General features: G+C 63.4%; 19 protein-coding genes. 13 read left to right on the plus strand and 6 right to left on the minus strand.

Features of this window, described 5'->3' with window-relative positions:
• Positions 1 to 250 precede the first annotated feature (250 nt).
• Positions 251 to 1,087, plus strand: a complete 837-nt coding sequence (locus F757_RS0103115) for an alpha/beta fold hydrolase (protein WP_027210124.1) — start codon at positions 251 to 253, stop codon at positions 1,085 to 1,087.
• Positions 1,088 to 1,362: 275 nt separating this feature from the next.
• On the opposite strand, the gene F757_RS0103125 is transcribed toward F757_RS0103115, so the two are convergent.
• Positions 1,363 to 1,686 carry a rhodanese-like domain-containing protein gene (locus F757_RS0103125; protein ID WP_027210125.1) on the minus strand — a complete coding sequence of 108 codons (324 nt, stop codon included), beginning with the start codon at positions 1,684 to 1,686 and terminating at the stop codon, positions 1,363 to 1,365.
• Positions 1,687 to 1,748: 62 nt separating this feature from the next.
• A complete protein-coding gene (locus F757_RS0103130; protein WP_027210126.1) occupies positions 1,749 to 2,402 on the minus strand; it encodes a protein-L-isoaspartate O-methyltransferase family protein in 654 nt (217 codons plus the stop codon).
• Positions 2,403 to 2,734: 332 nt separating this feature from the next.
• On the opposite strand from F757_RS0103130, the gene F757_RS0103135 reads away from it, so the two are divergent.
• The 6 genes from F757_RS0103135 (at position 2,735) to F757_RS0103160 (ending at position 9,663) form a co-directional block, all read left to right on the plus strand.
• Positions 2,735 to 3,865 (plus strand): LacI family DNA-binding transcriptional regulator, encoded by a 1,131-nt coding sequence (locus F757_RS0103135; protein ID WP_027210127.1) that lies wholly within the window; start codon positions 2,735 to 2,737, stop codon positions 3,863 to 3,865.
• 3 nt (positions 3,866 to 3,868) lie between these two features.
• Positions 3,869 to 5,356, plus strand: coding sequence for a sugar ABC transporter ATP-binding protein (locus F757_RS0103140; RefSeq protein ID WP_027210128.1), 1,488 nt, complete (start codon positions 3,869 to 3,871; stop codon positions 5,354 to 5,356).
• Positions 5,337 to 6,350: an ABC transporter permease gene (locus tag F757_RS0103145; protein WP_027210129.1), complete on the plus strand. Its 1,014-nt coding sequence runs from the start codon at positions 5,337 to 5,339 to the stop codon at positions 6,348 to 6,350. The genes F757_RS0103140 and F757_RS0103145 overlap by 20 nt, the downstream gene beginning before the upstream one ends.
• A 72-nt stretch (positions 6,351 to 6,422) precedes the next feature.
• Entirely contained in the window at positions 6,423 to 7,385 is a 963-nt protein-coding gene (locus F757_RS0103150; RefSeq protein WP_027210130.1) for a substrate-binding domain-containing protein, read from the plus strand.
• Positions 7,386 to 7,428: 43 nt separating this feature from the next.
• Positions 7,429 to 8,478: a sugar phosphate isomerase/epimerase family protein gene (locus tag F757_RS0103155; protein WP_027210131.1), complete on the plus strand. Its 1,050-nt coding sequence runs from the start codon at positions 7,429 to 7,431 to the stop codon at positions 8,476 to 8,478.
• Between the two features lie 36 nt (positions 8,479 to 8,514).
• Positions 8,515 to 9,663: a Gfo/Idh/MocA family protein gene (locus F757_RS0103160; protein WP_027210132.1), complete on the plus strand. Its 1,149-nt coding sequence runs from the start codon at positions 8,515 to 8,517 to the stop codon at positions 9,661 to 9,663.
• Positions 9,664 to 9,668: 5 nt separating this feature from the next.
• Here F757_RS0103160 and F757_RS0103165 read toward each other — a convergent pair whose 3' ends face one another.
• From F757_RS0103165 to F757_RS0103175, 3 genes are all read right to left on the minus strand, one after another.
• Positions 9,669 to 9,929, minus strand: coding sequence for a hypothetical protein (locus F757_RS0103165; protein ID WP_013338444.1), 261 nt, complete (start codon positions 9,927 to 9,929; stop codon positions 9,669 to 9,671).
• A gap of 111 nt (positions 9,930 to 10,040) precedes the next feature.
• Positions 10,041 to 11,201 carry an ABC transporter substrate-binding protein gene (locus tag F757_RS0103170; RefSeq protein WP_027210133.1) on the minus strand — a complete coding sequence of 387 codons (1,161 nt, stop codon included), beginning with the start codon at positions 11,199 to 11,201 and terminating at the stop codon, positions 10,041 to 10,043.
• A gap of 41 nt (positions 11,202 to 11,242) precedes the next feature.
• Positions 11,243 to 12,184, minus strand: a complete 942-nt coding sequence (locus tag F757_RS0103175; protein WP_027210134.1) for a CysB family HTH-type transcriptional regulator — start codon at positions 12,182 to 12,184, stop codon at positions 11,243 to 11,245.
• 220 nt (positions 12,185 to 12,404) lie between these two features.
• Here F757_RS0103175 and F757_RS0103180 point away from each other — a divergent pair, with 220 nt between their 5' ends.
• The 6 genes from F757_RS0103180 to cobA all read left to right on the plus strand — a co-directional run bounded on the left by F757_RS0103180 (position 12,405) and on the right by cobA (position 18,685).
• A complete protein-coding gene (locus F757_RS0103180) occupies positions 12,405 to 14,084 on the plus strand; it encodes a nitrite/sulfite reductase (protein ID WP_027210135.1) in 1,680 nt (559 codons plus the stop codon).
• Between the two features lie 22 nt (positions 14,085 to 14,106).
• Positions 14,107 to 14,661, plus strand: coding sequence for a DUF934 domain-containing protein (locus F757_RS0103185; protein ID WP_027210136.1), 555 nt, complete (start codon positions 14,107 to 14,109; stop codon positions 14,659 to 14,661).
• Positions 14,658 to 15,410, plus strand: a complete 753-nt coding sequence (locus F757_RS0103190) for a phosphoadenylyl-sulfate reductase (RefSeq protein ID WP_027210137.1) — start codon at positions 14,658 to 14,660, stop codon at positions 15,408 to 15,410. Before F757_RS0103185 ends, F757_RS0103190 begins: the two co-directional genes overlap by 4 nt.
• Before the next feature lie 154 nt (positions 15,411 to 15,564).
• Complete coding sequence (gene cysD, locus F757_RS0103195; RefSeq protein WP_027210138.1) at positions 15,565 to 16,527, plus strand: sulfate adenylyltransferase subunit CysD; 963 nt, start codon at positions 15,565 to 15,567, stop codon at positions 16,525 to 16,527.
• A gap of 24 nt (positions 16,528 to 16,551) precedes the next feature.
• Positions 16,552 to 17,868: a sulfate adenylyltransferase subunit 1 gene (locus F757_RS0103200; RefSeq protein ID WP_027210139.1), complete on the plus strand. Its 1,317-nt coding sequence runs from the start codon at positions 16,552 to 16,554 to the stop codon at positions 17,866 to 17,868.
• A 52-nt stretch (positions 17,869 to 17,920) separates the two neighbouring features.
• On the plus strand, positions 17,921 to 18,685 hold the full coding sequence (gene cobA / locus F757_RS0103205; RefSeq protein ID WP_027210140.1) for a uroporphyrinogen-III C-methyltransferase: 765 nt from the start codon (positions 17,921 to 17,923) through the stop codon (positions 18,683 to 18,685).
• Here cobA and F757_RS35630 read toward each other — a convergent pair.
• Positions 18,682 to 19,149, minus strand: a complete 468-nt coding sequence (locus tag F757_RS35630) for a hypothetical protein (RefSeq protein ID WP_156923500.1) — start codon at positions 19,147 to 19,149, stop codon at positions 18,682 to 18,684. The two genes, cobA and F757_RS35630, sit on opposite strands and share 4 nt — an antisense overlap.
• Positions 19,150 to 19,384: the final 235 nt, after the last annotated feature.

The following is a 19,384-nucleotide window of genomic DNA, read 5'->3' on the forward strand; positions in this document are numbered from 1 at the left end:
TCGCAATCGAAGAAGAGAAATGTCGCAAAAAATTGCGACGCAGGATCAACGGCGGAGGGCGATTGATGGCGAATGGGCAACGATGGTTCCCAAACGGCGCTCTTCCCTAAAGCGCAGCACCTCCGTATTCTTCATTCAGCGTTTTCGCAGTTGCTTTTGAGCGTTTGCAGCCGCCGCGGTGGCTTTCGTAACATTGGCGCCGGATCATGTACCCGGCCATGCCCGACAACCCGAAACAGGAGAAACGACCATGCCGTATGTGACCACGAAGGACAACGTCGAGATTTTCTACAAGGACTGGGGCCCGAAAGACGCGCAGCCCATCGTCTTCCATCATGGCTGGCCGTTGTCTTCCGACGACTGGGACGCGCAGATGCTGTTCTTCGTGCAGAACGGTTATCGCGTGATCGCGCACGACCGGCGCGGCCACGGCCGCTCGTCGCAGGTATCGGACGGACACGACATGGACCACTACGCGGCCGACGCGTTTGCGGTCGCTGAGGCGCTGGATCTGCGCAACGCCGTGCACATCGGCCATTCGACGGGCGGCGGCGAGGTGGCGCGTTATGTGGCAAAGCACGGTGAACCTGCCGGCCGCGTCGCGAAGGCGGTGCTGGTGAGCGCCGTGCCGCCGCTCATGCTCAAGACCGAGGCGAATCCCGAAGGTCTGCCGCTAGAGGTTTTCGACGGCTTTCGCAAAGCGCTAGCGGACAATCGCGCGCAGTTTTTCGTCGACGTTCCGGCTGGCCCGTTCTACGGTTTCAACCGGCCGGGCGCAACGGTGTATCAGGGCGTGATCCAGAACTGGTGGCGCCAGGGCATGATGGGCAGTGCGAAGGCGCACTACGAAGGCATCAAGGCGTTTTCGGAAACGGACCAGACAGAGGATCTTCGTGCGATTGGCGTGCCGACGCTCGTGCTGCATGGCGAAGACGATCAGATTGTGCCGATTGCGGACTCGGCGCTGAAGTCGGTCAAGCTGCTGAAGAACGGCACGCTCAAAACGTATCCGGGTTTCCCGCACGGCATGTTGACCGTGAACGCGGACGTGCTGAATGCAGATCTGCTGGCGTTCGTCCGGGGGTAAGCGCATAAGAAAGAGCCCGCGGTGTGCGGGCTCTTTGAAGGTCTGTGGCCGATCATGACTGCAAGCGAGCAATCAAAGCGTCAGTCTCACCGAATGGTTGCCGACATGCACGCTCAGAACGTTGATATTGCGTTGATGTTGCTGGGTACCTCGGCCTGATAGCCGCGCACGTTCGCGTCCAGCGACGTGCGCGCCAAAGACGGCTGCAAGCCTGCAAGCGAGCCCCGCAGCAGACGCTACCCATGGCGCCTGCCAACGCCTGGCCGCCCGCGAAATCAGTACGTCGGAACCGACGGGTCCACCTGACGCGACCACGCATCAATACCGCCTTGCAGATTGAAGACGTTGGAGTGGCCGCGCGACTCGAGGAACATCGCGACCTGGGCGCTGCGCGCGCCGTGATGGCAGATGCAGACGATCTGCGCGTCGTCATCCAGTTCTTCGCTGCGCGCGGGAATCTCGCGCATCGGGATTGACACGATGCCGGGCATCGAAGCCGTCTGGAGTTCCCACGGTTCGCGCACGTCGAGCAGCACGGGAGCCGGGCGCGAGGTGTCGGCGAGCCATTCGGCGAGCGCGGGAGCGGTCAGGTTTTGCATCAGCGGGACTTCCGTTCAATGGACGGCGCGGGCGCGCCGGCCGTTCCGTGAAAAAAGGCAGATCAGAACTTGAAGCGAGGCGGTTGCACAGCGTTGACGAGCGGCTCGACATACGTCTCGAACACGTCGGCAATGCGGTACTGCTTTTCGTCGATACGCGTGATGACCTGCGCCTTCATGACCGGCGCCGTGCCGACGAACGCGGCCAAACGGCCGCCTACCTTCAGCTGCTCGAGCAGTTCCTGCGGCAGCACCGGCAGCCCGCCCGACACGCAGATCACGTCGTACGGAGCGGCGGCGGCCCAGCCGCGCGCGGCGTCGCCGGTTGCAACTTCCACGTTCAGCACACCGTTGGCGATCAGGTTGGTCTTGGCCAGTTCAGCGAGCTCGGGTTCGATGTCGACCGTCAGCACGTGTTGCGCTCGATGTGCGAGCAGCGCCGCCATATAACCGGAACCGGCGCCGATCTCCAGCACGCTTTCGTGTTTCTTCACCGCCAGTTCCTGCAGCGCGCGCGCTTCCACTCGCGGCGCCAGCATGTGCTGGCCGGCCGGCAGCGGCACTTCGAAGTCGGCGAAAGCCAGTTCGCGGTAAGCGGCGGGGACGAAGTTTTCACGCTTGACGATCGACAGCAGATTCAGCACGTCCTGGTCGAGCACTTCCCAGGGGCGGATCTGCTGTTCGATCATGTTGAAACGCGCTTGCTCGATGTTCATGGTGGGTTTGGCGGTTCTGGTTTGGCGAGTGTGGCGATTTTCCTGCTGCGCGAGCGGCCCGGCAGAATGCGGGCGAGCACGCCGCGGCAGCGTAACTGCGGGATTGTACCAAATGGCGCCGGGGGGCCGGGCGGGAGGCGGCAAGCGCTTCTGGCCATGTTCGTGGCCGCGCTTCTCGCCGCCGTTTGGCTGCGCTCCTGGCCGCACTTTTGGCCACGCTCGCGGCTGTCCTATCAGCGTCGCCCCCGTGTTTATCCCTAGCGATCCGGCCTTGCAGTCCGGCGCCTTTTCGCCCAAAAATGTAATCGATTACATTTCCGGAAGCCGAGCGCGTGTCCCGTTCCACGTCAAAAGCGAAGTCTGCCGCCCCGGGCGCGGCCCCGGTCGAGCCGGCCGCACAGCCGCAGCGGGAGCCGCAACTGAACCGGCAACTGGCGCCGCAGCCGCTCGCGCACGCCGGGCAGCGCACCGAGGGCGTGTCCATCGCCGGCGTCGCGAAGCAGGCGGGCGTGTCGGTCGCCACGGTGTCACGCGTGCTGAACGCGCACGAGAACGTTCGTCCCGCCACGCGCGACAAGGTGCTGGCCGCCATCGACGCGAGCGGCTACCGCGTCAACGAACTCGCGCGAAACCTGCGCACGGCCGAAAGCCGTCTGCTGCTGACCATGGTGCCCGACTTCGGCAATCCGTTTTACGCGGAGATCGTGCGCGGCATCGACAGCGTCGCGCGTCAGCACGGCTACTTCATGCTGTTGTGCGATACCGGCGCGGACGCGGGCCGCGAGCGCAGTTACTTCGACCTGCTGCGCCGCCGCCGCGCGGACGGCGCGATCTGCCTGGACCCCGCGACGATCCAGCAGGCGCTTGGCGAAGCGTCGAGCGCGCTGCCGTGGGTGGCCTGCTGCGAGTTCGATCCGGCGATGGGCGTGCCGTACGTCGGCATCGACAACTATCGGGCCGCGGGCGACGCCGTGCGCCATCTGCTCGCGCGAGGGCACAAGCGCATCGGTCTCATCAATTCCGACATCGACTATCTGTATGCACGCCAGAGGCAGCAAGGCTATCTCGACGCGCTCACCGAAGCGGGCATCACGCCGCTCGAGGGCTGGCGTATGAACCTCAACAGTCTCGACTACGAAGCAGGCGCCTCGGCCGCCGCCACGCTGATGCTGCCGCCCGACGCGCCCACCGCGATCTTCGCCGTATCCGACACGCTCGCCACCGGCGTGCTGCACGGCTTGCGCAGCATCGGCAAACGCGTGCCCGACGACGTGGCGGTGATCGGCTTCGACGACATCTCCATCGCCGCGCAAGTCGACCCGCCGCTCACCACGATCGCGCAGCCAATGCGCGAACTGGGCGAGACAGCCGCGCGCCTCTTGCTGCAGCGGCTCGCGAATCCGCTGGCGAACGTGCCGGGCGTGCTGCTGCCGCACCGGCTCGTGATTCGCGGGAGCACCTGAACCATGAGTCTGGCGATCCGCTTCGACGACATCCGCAAAGATTTCGGCCCTGTGCGCGTGCTGCACGGCGTGAGCTTCGACCTGGCGCCAGGGCGCGTCTACGGTTTGCTGGGAGAGAACGGCGCGGGCAAGTCGACGCTGATGAAAATTCTCGCCGGCTATGAAACCGCGACTTCGGGCACCTTGCTCGTGGACGGTCGCGCGCAGCATTTCAGCGGTTCGCGCGACGCCGAGTCGCAAGGCATCGTGCTGATTCACCAGGAGTTCAATCTCGCCGAGCATCTGACGATTGCGCAGAACATGTACCTCGGCCACGAGAAGCGGCGCGGCTGGTTCGTCGACGATGCCGCGATGCGCGCCGAAGCCGCGCGCTATCTCGCGCAGGTGGGCCTCGACAGGGCCCCCGACACGAAGGTGCGCGAGCTGATCGTCGCCGAAAAACAGATGGTGGAGATTGCCAAGGCGCTGTCGCGCCGCGCGCGGCTGCTCATCATGGACGAGCCGACGGCCACGCTCACGCCGTCCGAAACCGAGCGTCTCTTCACGCTGATGGCGAAGCTGAAGGCGGACGGCGTGACGATCGTGTACATCTCGCACAAGCTCGATGAAGTGGAGCGCATCACCGACGAGGTGATCGTGATGCGCGACGGCCGCTTTGTCGCGCGCAACGAAACGGCCGCGCTCGCGCGGCAGCAGATGGCGAACCTGATGGTCGGCCGCGACGTGTCCGACATGTTTCCAGCCAAGATCACCGTGTCCGCGAGCGCGCCGGTCGCGCTCAAAGTGGCAGGGCTGAGCGTGCCGGATTGGGTGGAAGACCTGAGCTTCGAGGTGCGCGCCGGCGAAGTGCTGGGTTTCGCGGGACTCGTCGGCGCGGGCCGCACCGAGGCGTTCGAAGCGATCATCGGCTTGCGCAAACGCACGGCGGGGCGCATCGAAATAGCGGGCCGCAGCGTCGATCTCAAAAGTCCGCGCGACGCCATGCGTCACGGTCTGACCTACCTGAGCGAAGACCGCAAAGGCAAAGGTCTGCACGTGAACCTGAACCTGCAGGACAACCTCACGCTAATGACGCTCGAACGCTACGCGCGTCCGCTGCTCGATCTGAAGGCGGGCCGCGAAGCATTGAAGAGTGCGGTGAACGAATTCGGTATTCGTACCGGCGACCTGTCGAGCCGCGCGCGCATGCTCTCGGGCGGCAATCAGCAAAAGCTCGCACTCGCCAAGTTCCTGCAGCCGGAGCCGGACGTGATCGTGCTCGACGAACCGACGCGCGGCGTGGACGTCGGCGCGAAACGCGATATCTACTTCCTGATTCATCGCCTCGCCGCGCAAGGCCGCGCGGTGATCGTCATTTCATCCGAACTCATCGAGCTGATCGGCTTGTGTCATCGCGTCGCTGTATTGCGCGCGGGACGCCTGCAGGCCACGCTCACGCTCGAACATCTGACCGAAGAGGAGTTGATCGCCCATGCGACCGGCACCCACTGAAGCCGTGCAATCCGGCCGCGCGTTGCGCTTCGCTCATCGTCTGTATGCGCTCGGGCCGTTCGCCGGGCTGATCGCGCTGTGTATCGTCGGCACGCTGCTGAACCCCGATTTCGCCACGCTCGACAACATGATGAACGTGCTCACGCGCACCTCGTTCATCGGCATCATTGCCGTGGGCATGACGTTCGTGATCATTTCGGGCGGCATCGACCTGTCGGTCGGCTCGATGGCCGCGCTGATCGCGGGCAGCATGATCTGGCTGATGAATGCGCTTGCGGCGGGCGTGGGCGGCCATACGTTCGCGCCTCTGACGATCGTCACGCTCGGCATTGTCTTTGCGCTCGTGCTGGGCGGCCTGTTCGGTTGCGCGCATGGTCTGCTCATCACGAAGGGGCGCATCGAGCCGTTCATCGTCACGCTGGGTACGCTGGGCATCTTTCGCGCGGTGCTCACCTGGCTCGCCGACGGCGGCGCGCTGACGCTCGATAATTCGTTATCCGATCTTTATGGGCCGGTCTATTACGCGAGCCTCTTTGGCGTGCCCGTGCCGATCTGGGTGTTTCTGGTGACGGCGGCGGGCGGCGCGCTGATTCTCAACCGCACGGCTTTCGGGCGGCACGTGCAGGCCATCGGCTCGAATGAACAGGTCGCGCGTTACGCGGCGATTCGCGTGGACAGCGTGAAGATCGTGACGTATGTGCTGCTCGGCATCTGCGTTGGCGTCGCCACCGTGCTGTACGTGCCGCGTCTCGGTTCGGCGACGCCGACCACCGGCCTGCTGTGGGAGCTCGAGGCGATTGCGTCGGTGGTGGTGGGCGGCACGGCACTGAAGGGCGGCGAGGGACGTGTGATAGGCACGGTGATCGGCGCCATTCTGTTGTCGGTAATCGCCAATATCCTGAATCTCACCAGCATTATCAGCGTGTATCTGAACGCTGCGGTGCAGGGCGTGGTGATTATCTTCGTCGCGTTCGTGCAGCGCGGACGGCGGTAGCGGCAGCGGTTCGAGGTGAAACAACGGAAGGGGCGCACAAGCGCCTCATAACAGCAGATAGGAGACGCAACCATGAAGCAGGTCATTCGAGCGATCGGCGCCAGCATGCTGGCGTTGGGCATATTGAGCAGCGCAGGCATTGCCCGCGCCGACGACAAGGTCACGCTGGGCGTCGCGATTCCCACTGCGGATCACGGCTTCACCGGCGGCATTGTCTGGTGGGCCAACAAGGCGAAGGCCGATCTGGAGAAAGCGCACCCGAACCTCAAGGTGATCGTGAAGACCGCGGCTGGCTCGCCCGAGCAGGCAAACCAGTTGCAGGACCTCGTCACCGTCAACAAGATCAATGCGCTCGTGATCTTTCCGTTCGAGTCGGCGTCGCTCACGCAGCCGGTTGCGCAGGTCAAGAAGAAGGGCGTGTATGTGACGGTGGTGGATCGCGGCCTGACCGACACCAGCGCACAAGACGCCTACGTGGCCGGCGACAACACCGCGTTCGGCAGAATCCCCGCCGAGTATCTGGCCAAAGCCCTCGACGGCAAGGGCGACATCGTCGCGCTGCGCGGCATTCCGACCACGCTCGACAACGAACGCTGGAGCGCTTTCACCGGCGCGCTGAAGGCTTACCCGAACATCAAGATTCTCGACGCCAAGTACGCGAACTGGAACCGCGACGACGCGTTCAAGGTGATGCAGGACTACCTTACGCGCTTCAAGCACATCGACGCCGTGTGGGCCGCCGACGACGACATGGCGGTCGGCGTACTCAAGGCCATCGACCAGGCCAGGCGCAGCGACATCAAGATCGTGTTCGGCGGCGCGGGCTCGAAGGGCATGGTGAAGAACGTGATGGACGGCGCGCCGCTCATCAAGGCCGACGTGTCGTATTCGCCGAAGTTCATCTACGACGCGATCAAGCTGACAGCCGAAGCGCGCCTCAAAGGCGAGAAGCTGCCGGCCACCACGATCATTCCGTCGGTGCTCATCACGAAGGAAAACGCGAAAGACTTCTATTTTCCGGACTCGCCGTTCTGATCATGAGCCGCGCGGCGCACGCCCTGATTAAAGGAATCATACGATGAGAACCATCAAAGGTCCGGCGGTTTTCCTCGCCCAGTTCATGGGCGACGAGGCGCCGTTCGACAACCTTGCGCATCTGGCCAACTGGGCAGCGAGTCTCGGCTTCAAGGGCATCCAGGTGCCGTGCGACGCGCGCCTGATCGATCTCGAGCGGGCCGCGTCGAGCGACGCGTATTGCGACGAACTGCGCGAAACCGTGGACGACGCGGGCGTGACGATCACCGAACTGTCGACCCATCTGCAAGGGCAGCTCGTGGCCGTGCACCCCGCGTACGACACGCTGTTCGACGGCTTCGCGGCGCCGCACGTGCGAGGTAATCCGGCGGCGCGCACGCAGTGGGCCGTCGAGCAAATGAAGCTCGCGGCGCAAGCGTCGCAACGTCTGGGGCTCGACACGCATGTGTCGTTTTCGGGCGCGCTCGCGTGGCCGTATCTATACCCCTGGCCGCAGCGCCCCGCTGGTCTGGTCGAAGCCGCATTCGACGAACTGGCGCGCCGCTGGACGCCGATTCTCGACGCGTTCGACGCGGCCGGCGTGAACGTGTGCTACGAACTGCATCCGGGCGAGGATCTGCACGACGGCGTGAGCTTCGAGCGTTTTCTCGCGGGCGTGAAGCATCATCCGCGCGCGAACATCCTCTACGACCCGAGCCATTTCGTGTTGCAGCAGCTCGACTACCTTGCGTTCATCGACATCTATCACGAGCGCATCAAGGCGTTTCATGTGAAAGACGCCGAGTTCCGGCCGAACGGCAAGCAGGGCGTATACGGCGGCTATAGCGGCTGGCTGGAGCGCGCGGGGCGCTTCCGCTCGCTCGGCGACGGGCAGATCGACTTTGGGGCGATCTTCTCGAAGATGGCGCAATACGATTTTCCCGGCTGGGCGGTGCTCGAATGGGAGTGCGCGCTCAAGCATCCGCATGACGGCGCGCGCGAAGGCGCGCAGTTCATTCGCGAGCACATTATCCGCGTGGCCGAACATGCATTCGACGACTTCGCGGGCAGCGGTGTCGATGCGGTGCAACTCAAGCGCGTGCTCGGCATCTGAGCACCAGGCAGGTAAAAGGCGAAAGGAGCGGGCGCAATGCCATACAGAAGACTCAGGCTCGGCATGGTCGGCGGCGGGCAGGGCGCATTCATCGGCGCGGTGCATCGCCTCGCGGCGCGGCTCGACGACCGTTTCGAACTGGTGGCGGGCGCGCTGTCGTCCGATCCGCAACGCGCGCGGTCGAGCGCCGCCGAGGCGGGCGTCGCGCGCAGCTACGACGACTGGCGCGAGATGGCGCGCGCGGAAGCGGCGCGCGAGGACGGCATTGACGCCGTGGCCATCGTGACACCTAATCATCTGCATGCGCCGGTGGCAACCGCGTTTCTCGAGGCCGGCATTCATGTGGTGTGCGACAAGCCGCTTGCCGTGTCGCTTGCCGAAGGGGAGGCGCTCGCAAAACTCGCGCGCGAGAAAAACCGGCTGTTTGCGCTCACGCATACGTATTCCGGCTATCCGCTCGTGCGCCATGCGCGCGAGATGATCGAAGCGGGCGAGATCGGCCAGATTCGTGTCGTACAGGTCGAATATGCTCAGGACTGGCTCGCCGAACCGGTCGAAAACGGTGGCCTGAACAAGCAGGCCGGCTGGCGCACGGACCCGGCTCTCGCGGGCCCGGCGGGTTGTCTCGGCGACATTGGCACGCATGCGTATCATCTCGCGTCGTTCGTCACGGCCATGACGCCTGTGGCGCTCTCCGCTGAGTTGCATACGTTCGTGCCGGGACGGCGCATCGACGATCATGCGCAAGCCATGCTGCGCTATGCAAATGGCGCGCGCGGCATGCTGTGGGCGAGCCAGGTGGCGAGCGGCGCGGAAAACGCGTTGCGCCTGCGCGTGTACGGCACCCGGGCGAGCCTTGCGTTCGATCAGGAGCAGCCGAACGAATTGTGGTTCACACCGCTTGGCGGGGCCGCGCAGCGTTTGACGCGGGCCCGCGTGAGCGGCGCGAGCGCGGCGCACGCGACGCGTGTGCCCGCCGGTCATCCCGAAGGTTATCTGGAGGCGTTTGCGCAGTTGTATAAAGACGCCGCCTTGCAGATCGAGGCGCTGAACGAGGGCCGCGCGCTGCCTGCCGAGAGTCTGTTGCTCACTACCGTGGAAGACGGCGTTGCGGGGCTGCGTTTCATCGACGCCATGCTGGCGAGCAGCGCGGCAGATGGCCAGTGGCGCGAGATCGCGCCATAACGGTTCTAGCCGCCTTTGCTCTTCCTGATCTGCGCTTCGAACGCAACATCGAGCTTGCTCGCCTTGCGAGGCTTGGGCGGACCGTACGCGTCGACGAACTTGACGAAGTCGTCGAGTGTCAGCGGGTCGGAGACCTTCTTGTCCGTGCCGCCCGATTTGTCGACGAGATAAAAGAGGCCGCCCGAGAGACTGATGGCCGCGAACTGCGGATTGCCGCTGCGCGTTTTCAGCCGCTCGACAGCATGAATGGCTCGTGTGGTGCGCATGGTGTGGGACCGCCGTTGGGTTGGAGACTATAACTTTAACAACTTAGCCAGCGCAGCGCGCTTGAAGCATCGGGGCAGGCGCGCCGCGCCCGCCCCACAGCTGCAAGCCACTCACTGACTCAGATACACGAACTTGCCATTCTTGATGACGCCCATCACGCTTGCGCGCTGATCCAGCCCCACGTGATCCTTGGCGCTCGTGTTGACGACGCCGTTCGGCACGACCAGTTCATGCGCGTGTTCGAGTTCGTTGCGCAACGCGACGCGGAAAGCCTGCGTACCCGGCTGCGCGGTTTTCAGCGCGCGCGTCACGGCGTCCTGCAGACGCGGATACACGCCGGCTGCATCGCCCGCAAACTGCGTGACGCTGCCTGCGCCGTACTTCGCTTCATAGTCGTTCGCAAACGCGAGCGCCGCCTTTTTCGCCGGATGATCCGCCGGCAGCGTGCGCGCCACTACCACCGGCTGCGTCGGGAACAGCGTGCCTTCCACGTCCTTGCCACCGAGCTTGATGAACTCGGGCGTCGCGATGCCGTGCGTCTGGTAGATCGGGCCTTTGAAACCTCGTTCGATTAGCGTGCGTTGCGGCAGCACCGTCGGCGTGCCGGCGCCGGCAATCAGGATCGCGTCGGGCTTCGCGGCCATCAGCTTCAGAACCTGGCCGGTCACGCTCGCGTCCGTGCGGTTATAGCGCTCGGTCGCGACCAACTGGATGTGGCGCAGCGCCGCGAACTTGCTGAACTCGTTGAGCCAGCTTTCGCCATAGCCGTCCGCGAAACCGATGAAGCCCACCGTCTTCACGTTGTGGTTCGACATGTAGCGCGTCATCACGTCGGCCATTGCGCTGTCGGTCTGCGCCATCTTGTAGGCCCACACCTTCTTGCCTTCCTGCGGCTCGACCACGCTTGCCGAGCCGATCAGCGTGATCATCGGCGTCTGGCTTTCGGCCACCGGATCGAGCGCGGCCATTGCAGCCGGCGTGATGTTGGGGCCGACGATCACATCCACGTGGTCCTCGTTGATCAGCTTGCGGATGTTGCGCACGGCGGCGCCAGGGTCGGACGCGTCGTCGAGGAAGATATAGTCGGCTTTCTGGCCGGCAATCGTGGCCGGCCACATCAGCATTGCGTTCTTGCTGGTAATGCCGATCACGGCGGCCGGGCCGGTGCTCGACAGGTCGATGCCGACCTTGATGTCGGCGTGCGCTGCCGTGGCGAGCAATAGCGCGCCGAGAGCGGCAAGGCCGCGAAGTCTGTTCTTATGCGACGTCATCGTGTGGGTCTCCGTAGCGGAAAATGCGAAGCGGTAGTGAATCAAAGTTCGTATGTTTCGTGTTCGCCCTTGAGCGCCTGTTCGATCAGCTTGCGGTTCAGGCCCGGCGAGAGCAGCTCGACGAGCGTGTACACATAGCCGCGCAGATACGCGCCCTGTTTGAGGGCGATTCGCGTGACGTTGCTGCCGAACAGGTGGCCGACGGGCATGGCGCGCAGGTGGCGGTCGCGTTCGGCGTTAAAAGCGATATCCGCCATGATGCCGACGCCGAGGCCCAGCTCGACGTAGGTCTTGATCACGTCCGCGTCGATTGCCTCCAGCACGATGTCCGGGTGCAGGCCGCGCAGCCGGAACGCTTCGTTGATCTTGCTGCGGCCGGCGAAAGCGTTATCGTAGGTGATCAGCGGATATTGGGTCAGATCGTCCAACGAGAGCAGCTTGCGTTCGAGCAGTGGATGATCCGGCTGCATCACCGCGACGTGGTGCCACTGAAAGCAGGGCAGCGAGACCAGCTCCTTATAGTTGGAGATGGCTTCGGTCGCGATGGCCAGGTCCGCCTGGTCGTGCAGCACCATCTCGGCCACTTGCGTGGGGCTGCCTTGCAGGATCGAAAGGTGCACCTTGGGAAAGCGCTTCTTGAACTCGGCGATGGCGGCCGGCAGCGAATAGCGCGCCTGCGTGTGGGTGGCGGCGATCACGAGGTTGCCCTGGTCTTGCGCCGCGTAGTCCTTGCCGACCCGCTTGAGGCTCTCCACTTCCTGCAGAATACGCTCGACCGACTGCAGAATGATCCGCCCCGGTTCAGTGAGCGAGCGCACGCGCTTGCCGTGCCGGGTGAAGATTTCCACGCCCAGCTCGTCCTCGAGCTCGATGATGGCCTTCGAAACGCCCGGCTGGCTTGTATACAGCGCCTTGGCCGCTTCGGTCAGATTGAAGTTCTGCCGCACAGCCTCGCGCACGAAGCGGAACTGATGCAGGTTCATATATAACCTCTCCGCATATCAAAAGAATTTTTTAGTCGTTTGAAATATAAGGCGAGTTTATTACGATCTGTCCATCTTTTTCAATATGGATATCTGTATTTGTTATAAGCAAATGAGAGATAGGTCTAAACCCTGACTCGCAGATGCTGACAAACACGGACGTTCAGAGCGCGGCGGGTCCGGACCGTCGTGGGTAACGCAAAAAAATTGGGGTCCCCGAATGTACCAATACGATCAGTACGACCAGACCATCGTCGATGAACGGGTCGCGCAGTACGCCGATCAGGTTCGCCGCCGCTTGTCGGGCGAATTGAGCGAAGAGGAGTTCCGTCCGCTGCGCCTGCAGAATGGCCTGTACTACCAGCGCCATGCGTACATGCACCGCATTGCGATTCCCTACGGCAACCTGCGCAGCGACCAGTTGCGCATGCTCGCGACCATCGCGCGCGAGCACGACCGCGGCTACGGCCATTTCTCCACCCGCTCGAACATCCAGTACAACTGGATCAAGCTCGAGGAAACGCCGGAGATTCTGCGCAAGCTCGCGTCGGTGCAGATGCACGCCATTCAGACCTCGGGCAATTGCATCCGCAACATTACCGCCGATCAGTTCGCGGGCGTCGCGCCTGACGAATTCGTCGATCCGCGTCCGTGGGCCGAAATTCTGCGTCAATGGTCGACGTTCCACCCCGAATTCCTGTGGCTGCCGCGCAAGTTCAAAATCGCCGTATCCGGCTCGCAGGAAGACCGTGCCGCCGTGCAGATCCACGACATGGGCGTGTATGTGAAGCGCAACGCGCAAGGCGAACTGGTGGTCGACATTCTGGCGGGCGGGGGTCTAGGCCGCACGCCGATCGTGGGCGCGGTGATCCGCCGCGATCTGCCGTGGCAACACCTGCTGACCTACAGCGAAGCCGTGCTGCGCGTGTATAACCGCTACGGCCGCCGCGACAACATGTACAAGGCGCGCATCAAGATTCTCGTGAAGGCGCTGTCGCCGGAGAAGTTCGCCGCGCAGGTCGAAGAAGAATGGCAACACCTGAAGGACGGACCTTCGACGCTGACGCAGGCCGAACTCGACCGCGTGTCGCAGTATTTCCAGCCGCCGGTGTACGAGAAGCTCGCCGACACGGACGCTTCGTTCGAAAAGCATCTGCTGGAAAACCGCGGGTTCGCGCGCTGGGTGGAGCGCAACGTGCGTCCGCACAAGGTGTCGGGCTACGCAGCGGTCACGCTGTCGCTGAAGAACGGCATCGTGGCGCCGGGCGACGCAACGGACGCGCAAATGGAAGCCGTCGCGGATTGGGCCGATGAGTATTCGTTCGGCGAGATTCGCGTGTCGCACGAACAGAACCTGATTCTCGCGAACGTCAAGAAGCGCGATCTGTTCGCGCTGTGGGAAAAGGCTAAGACCCAAGGCTTCGCGACGCCGAACATCGGCTTGCTGACCGACATCATCGCGTGCCCGGGCGGCGATTTCTGCTCGCTTGCGAATGCCAAGTCGATTCCGATTGCGCTCGCCATCCAGCAACGCTTCGAAGACCTCGACTTCGTGTATGACCTCGGCGACGTGTCGCTGAATATCTCGGGCTGCATCAACGCCTGCGGTCATCACCATGTCGGCAACATCGGCATTCTGGGCGTCGATAAGGACGGCTCGGAGTGGTATCAGGTGACGCTTGGCGGCGAGCAGGGCACGGGCGCGACGGGCGCTCACCTGGGCCGCGTGATCGGACCGTCGTTTTCGGCGGAAGAAATGCCGGACGTGATCAGCAAGGTGATCGACACGTTCGTCGAGCACCGCGAGGAAGGCGAGCGTTTCATCGATACGTACAGCCGCATCGGCATTGCCCCGTTCAAGGAACGCGTGTACGCGTCGCGTCAACCGGCTCACGCGTAAGCGCGCAAAGGATACAGACCAGATGGCTTCTATCATCAAGAACCGCGCGATCGTCAACGACGACTGGACGCTCGTGCGCCCGGCCGAAGACGGCTCTCTGCCCGCGCTCAACGAACTGCCGGCCGGCAAGGTGCTGGTGCCGCTCGCGTTGTGGCAAGCAGAGCGCGACGCGCTCGCTGCTTCGCGCGGCGCGGCCGACCTGGGCGTGTGGCTCGCGCCGGACAGCGAGCCGGCGGAGATTGCCGGCGATTTCGACAAGCTCGCGCTGATCGCCGTGGACTTCCCGGTGTTTCGCGACGGCCGCGGCTACAGCATTGCCCGCCTGCTGCGTGAGCGTTACGGCTACAAGGGCGAACTGCGCGCCATCGGCGACGTGCTGCGCGACCAGGTGCGCCTGATGCTGCGCTGTGGCTTCGACGCATTCGCAGTGCGCGCCGACAAGGACATCGCCGACGCAATCAAGGCATTCGACGATTTCACCGTGCAGTACCAGGGCGCATTCGACGAACCGTCGCCGCTGTTTCGCCGTCGCGCGGCTCTGTCGGCGTCGTCGGCTTCCGTTAAGGCCACGGCATGAGCGCCGCCCTGTCGCAAAGGCTTACGCCGGAACTCGCCGCGAAGGTCGAGCGCCTGAACGCGCTGCTCGACTCGATCGCTGCACGCCACGCGAACGTGAAGCTCGCAAGCAGCCTCGCGGCCGAAGACATGCTGCTCACGCACGCAATCCTGTCGCGTGATGTGAAGATCGGCATCTTCTCGCTGAACACGGGCCGTTTGCATGCCGAAACTCTTGGCATGTTCGAGCGCGTGAAAGAGCGTTATGGCTACGAGATCGAGCAGTTTCATCCGCAGGCTGCCGCTGTCGACGAATACGTCGCTTCGCACGGTCTGAATGCGTTTTACGAAAGTGTCGATCTACGCAAGCGCTGCTGCGAGATCCGCAAGGTCGAGCCGCTCAACCGCGCTTTGTCGGATGTGAGCGCGTGGGTGACGGGGCAGCGCCGCGAGCAGTCGGTGACGCGTGCCGAACTGCACGAGGAAGAACACGACGCCGCACGCAACATCGCGAAGTTCAATCCGCTCACGGACTGGACCGAAGCCGAAGTGTGGGATTACCTGAAAGCGTTCGAGGTGCCGGTCAATCCGCTGCATGCGCGCGGTTATCCGAGCATCGGCTGCGAGCCTTGCACACGCGCGGTTCGCCCCGGCGAAGACAGCCGTGCGGGCCGCTGGTGGTGGGAGTCGCGCGATACGAAGGAATGCGGGCTGCATATCACGACGATCACGCCGATTGCCGTGGACCGCAGCGAGAACGCGCCGGCTTGATGCAGGTCCGGTTTGTGCGGCGTCGAGTGCAGAAGGTTCCGGTTGGCGACTTGCCTTTGCGACTTCACCCCGCACATACCGAATCACTGAGCGAATTGAATCACTGAGCTCTGACGAGCAACCTCGTCGGGGCGAATCAACGAAGGACCCAAACATGAGCACCACGCTCGATTCCACTGTCAACGCTCCGCTTGCCAACACGGCGAACCGGATGGATCACCTCGATTGGCTCGAAGCCGAGTCGATTCATATCCTGCGCGAACTGGTCGCCGAGTGCAGCAAACCGGCGCTGCTGTTTTCGGGCGGCAAGGATTCGGTCGTCGTGCTCGCGCTTGCGCTGAAGGCGTTCGGCATTGGCGCGAATCGCAAGACCGTGCTGCCGTTCCCGCTCGTGCATATCGACACCGGCCACAACTACGACGAAGTGATCGACTTCCGCGATCGTCGCGCGAAAGAAATCGGCGCCGAACTGGTGGTCGGGCACGTTGAAGACTCGATCAAGCGCGGCACCGTGCGCCTGCGCCGCGAAACGGATTCGCGCAACGCCGCGCAGGCCGTGACGCTGCTCGAAACCATCGAACAGCACGGCTATACCGCGCTGATCGGCGGCGCGCGCCGCGACGAAGAAAAGGCCCGCGCGAAAGAGCGCATCTTCTCGTTTCGCGACGAGTTCGGCCAATGGGACCCGAAAGCGCAGCGCCCGGAACTGTGGAGCATCTACAACGCGCGTCTGCACAACGGCGAACATCTGCGCGTGTTCCCGATTTCGAACTGGACCGAACTCGACGTGTGGCAATACATTGCGCGCGAAAAGCTCGAACTGCCGTCGATCTACTACGCGCACCAGCGCGAGATCGTGCGCCGCAACGGCCTGCTGGTGCCGGTCACGCCGCTCACGCCGATGCGCGAAGGCGAAGTCAGCGAAACCGCAGTGGTGCGCTTCCGCACGGTCGGGGACATCAGCTGCACCTGCCCGGTGGAAAGCGATGCCGACGATCTCGAGAAGATCATCGCCGAAACGGCCGTGACCGAAATCACGGAGCGCGGCGCGACGCGGATGGACGATCAGGTCTCCGAAGCCGCGATGGAACAGCGCAAGAAGCAAGGTTATTTCTAAGCACGCCGACAAGGACAGAACATCATGAGCAGCATTCACCAACCAGAAGACCTCGGCGTGCTTCGCTTCATTACCGCGGGCAGCGTGGACGACGGCAAGAGCACGTTGATCGGCCGCCTGCTGTACGACAGCAAGGCTGTGCTGTCCGACCAGTTATCGGCGTTGTCGCGCGCGAAGAACAAGCGCACCGTGGGCGACGAAATCGACCTCGCGCTGTTGACCGACGGCCTCGAAGCCGAACGCGAGCAGGGCATCACGATCGACGTCGCGTATCGCTACTTCGCGACCGCCAAGCGCAAGTTCATCATTGCCGATACGCCGGGTCACGAGCAGTACACGCGCAACATGGTGACGGGCGCGTCGACCGCGCACGCCGCGATCATTCTGGTCGACGCGACGCGGGTGACCTTCGTGGACGGCGTCGCGCAACTGTTGCCGCAGACCAAGCGTCATAGCGCAATCGTCAAGCTGCTCGGCTTGCAGCATGCGATTGTCGCGATCAACAAGATGGACCTGGTCGATTACAGCGAGACGCGCTTCAACGAGATTCGCGACGCGTATGTCGAGCTCGCGCGTCAACTCGGCCTCTCCGACGTGCGCTTCGTGCCGGTGTCGGCGCTCAAGGGCGACAACATCGTGACCGCGAGCGAGCGCATGCCGTGGTATGCGGGCGAGCCGTTGCTGGATCTGCTCGAAGCATTGCCGGTGGAAGTGGCGACGGGCCAGGCGCTGCGCTTTCCGGTGCAGTGGGTGGCGCGCCAGGACGGCAGCCAGGCCGACGACTTCCGTGGCTACATGGGCCGTGTCGAGGCGGGCGAAGTGAAGGTGGGCGACACGATTGTCGTGCTGCCGGCCAATCGCGAAGCCACGGTTGCCGAGATCATCGCGCCAGTGGTGGGCGGCACGGCCGCGGTGGACCGCGCGTTCGCCGGCCAGACGGTGACCATTCGTCTCGCCGAGGACGTTGACGTGTCGCGCGGCGATACGTTCGTGCTGCGCGAAGCGGCGCCGGAGCCAGCGAAAAAGCTCGAAGCCGATCTGTGCTGGTTCGACGACACGCCGCTCTCGACGCAGCGCAAGTACTTGCTGAAGCAGACCACCAACACCGTGTTTGCGCGCATCGGCTCCATCAAGGAAGTGCTCGACGTGCATACGCTGTCGCAGTCGACCGATCGCCGCGAACTGGCGATGAACGACATTGGACGCGTGGCGCTGACGCTGCAGAAGCCGCTGGTGTGCGACGTGTACGACTCGCATCAGGGCACGGGCGCGTTCGTGCTGATCGACGAAGCGACGCATCATACGGTCGCGGCCGGCATGATTCGCGCGTTTTCGGCGTAAGCGGTTTGCGCTGCCGCGCACTGCTGGCGTACTGACGAACAGGCTGAGGCAAATGGGTAAGGTTTATCTGATCGGCGCGGGACCGGGTGCCGCCGACCTGATCACGGTGCGCGGCGCACGGCTTCTCGCGACCGCCGATGTGGTCTTGCACGACGCGCTGGTCGAGCCCGCGATGCTCGACTACGCGCCGTCCCACGCGCGGCGCATTGCGGTGGGCAAGCGCTGCGGACGGCTGTCCACGGCGCAGCAGTTCATCAACAAGCAGATCGTGGACGCGGCTCTCGAACACGAAGTGGTGGTGCGCCTGAAGGGCGGCGACCCGATGCTGTTCGGTCGCGCCGACGAGGAGATGCGCGCGCTCGAGGCGGCCGGCATCCACTATGAAGTGGTGCCTGGCATTACGGCTGCGCTTGCCAGCGCAGCTTCGTTGAAGCGGTCGTTGACGCTGCGCGGCGTATCGCGCAGCGTGGCATTGGCAACGTTCAGCCGCGCGCCCGGATCGGACGAAATTCGCGAGCAGGTGAACGCCGATTCGCTCGTGTTTTACATGGGCCGTGACAGCGGTGTCGAGATTGCGCAGCAGTTGATCGCCGCGGGCAAGCCGGCGTCGACGTCTGTGGCGATTGTCGAGGCTTGCAGCACCGAGCGCGAGCGCATGCTGACGTTGACGCTTGATGAGCTCGCCGCTGGGGAGGCTCAGCGATGGGTGGATGTTTCTCAGCCTAGTCTGTTGATGATTGGCGAGGCGTTTGCCGCGCGCGAGCGCGTGCAGGATGCGGCGCGGCGTGTGGGTGGTGGGGTTTTGGTGGCGGCTTAGGGGAGCGGGGGTCGTGGATCGTTGCAAAGCCGCTCGCATCCACCCTGACAGATAGGAACCAGCGTCACGCCGATTTGATTTAATGCCTTATTGCCATTGTCGTCTGTATCAGCGTTTTTAGTAATCCTCTTATCCACCCAGATGTTCTTCTCTTTGGTTCCAAGCTGAATCAAATAGGCTCGCAGTGCTGACGCCCGTTGAGTTGCTAGTGCTGCTGGCTCATCCTCTTGCACGTATCCACCGGCATACACGATCCCTCTGATTTCAACGTCGGGCCATTGACGTGCGGCAAGAACCAGGTCCGCAATTTTCAGCCGGTCGGTATTGGGAATCTCTACGGAATTGAGAGGTAAACTGTCTTCCATATCTTCAGAGATTGTGCAGGCGTGCGCATTGGCTACCGACCATAGGGTGCAAAGTATCAGTGCTGCATGAGTTGCAATAGATTGCATTCGTTTGGTCATGCCGAGTCTATGTCATCGAGGCGTGTTGAGATCGCCAAAACGGACTGCACGAATACGCGTCAGATAGCGTCAACAATTTCGAGTATTAGCCGCCTCGCATCTGCCGTCGCAATTCGCTGGGTGCGAACCCTGGACTCGGTCATGCCACTTGCTATGATGTTCGAACCAAGGCACACGCGAAAAGGCACGTTCGCGAGCGGCTGTCCGTCGCTGTCCCATAGCGTAGATTGTTGGT

The sequence above is a fragment of the Burkholderia sp. WSM2232 genome (assembly GCF_000472545.1).
In the GTDB taxonomy this organism is placed as follows: domain Bacteria; phylum Pseudomonadota; class Gammaproteobacteria; order Burkholderiales; family Burkholderiaceae; genus Paraburkholderia.

Bases quoted from the DNA above. Each gene is read 5' to 3' on its own strand.
- F757_RS0103130 (WP_027210126.1), bottom strand. From the start codon at position 2,402: ATGAACATCGAGCAAGCGCGTTTCAACATGATCGAACAGCAGATCCGC.
- F757_RS0103155 (WP_027210131.1), top strand. From the start codon at position 7,429: ATGAGAACCATCAAAGGTCCGGCGGTTTTCCTCGCCCAGTTCATGGGC.
- F757_RS0103170 (WP_027210133.1), bottom strand. From the start codon at position 11,201: ATGACGTCGCATAAGAACAGACTTCGCGGCCTTGCCGCTCTCGGCGCG.
- F757_RS0103150 (WP_027210130.1), top strand. From the start codon at position 6,423: ATGAAGCAGGTCATTCGAGCGATCGGCGCCAGCATGCTGGCGTTGGGC.
- F757_RS0103125 (WP_027210125.1), bottom strand. From the start codon at position 1,686: ATGCAAAACCTGACCGCTCCCGCGCTCGCCGAATGGCTCGCCGACACC.
- cobA (WP_027210140.1), top strand. From the start codon at position 17,921: ATGGGTAAGGTTTATCTGATCGGCGCGGGACCGGGTGCCGCCGACCTG.
- F757_RS0103115 (WP_027210124.1), top strand. From the start codon at position 251: ATGCCGTATGTGACCACGAAGGACAACGTCGAGATTTTCTACAAGGAC.
- cysD (WP_027210138.1), top strand. From the start codon at position 15,565: ATGAGCACCACGCTCGATTCCACTGTCAACGCTCCGCTTGCCAACACG.
- F757_RS0103160 (WP_027210132.1), top strand. From the start codon at position 8,515: ATGCCATACAGAAGACTCAGGCTCGGCATGGTCGGCGGCGGGCAGGGC.
- F757_RS35630 (WP_156923500.1), bottom strand. From the start codon at position 19,149: ATGACCAAACGAATGCAATCTATTGCAACTCATGCAGCACTGATACTT.
- F757_RS0103145 (WP_027210129.1), top strand. From the start codon at position 5,337: ATGCGACCGGCACCCACTGAAGCCGTGCAATCCGGCCGCGCGTTGCGC.
- F757_RS0103190 (WP_027210137.1), top strand. From the start codon at position 14,658: ATGAGCGCCGCCCTGTCGCAAAGGCTTACGCCGGAACTCGCCGCGAAG.
- F757_RS0103140 (WP_027210128.1), top strand. From the start codon at position 3,869: ATGAGTCTGGCGATCCGCTTCGACGACATCCGCAAAGATTTCGGCCCT.
- F757_RS0103185 (WP_027210136.1), top strand. From the start codon at position 14,107: ATGGCTTCTATCATCAAGAACCGCGCGATCGTCAACGACGACTGGACG.
- F757_RS0103200 (WP_027210139.1), top strand. From the start codon at position 16,552: ATGAGCAGCATTCACCAACCAGAAGACCTCGGCGTGCTTCGCTTCATT.
- F757_RS0103180 (WP_027210135.1), top strand. From the start codon at position 12,405: ATGTACCAATACGATCAGTACGACCAGACCATCGTCGATGAACGGGTC.
- F757_RS0103165 (WP_013338444.1), bottom strand. From the start codon at position 9,929: ATGCGCACCACACGAGCCATTCATGCTGTCGAGCGGCTGAAAACGCGC.
- F757_RS0103175 (WP_027210134.1), bottom strand. From the start codon at position 12,184: ATGAACCTGCATCAGTTCCGCTTCGTGCGCGAGGCTGTGCGGCAGAAC.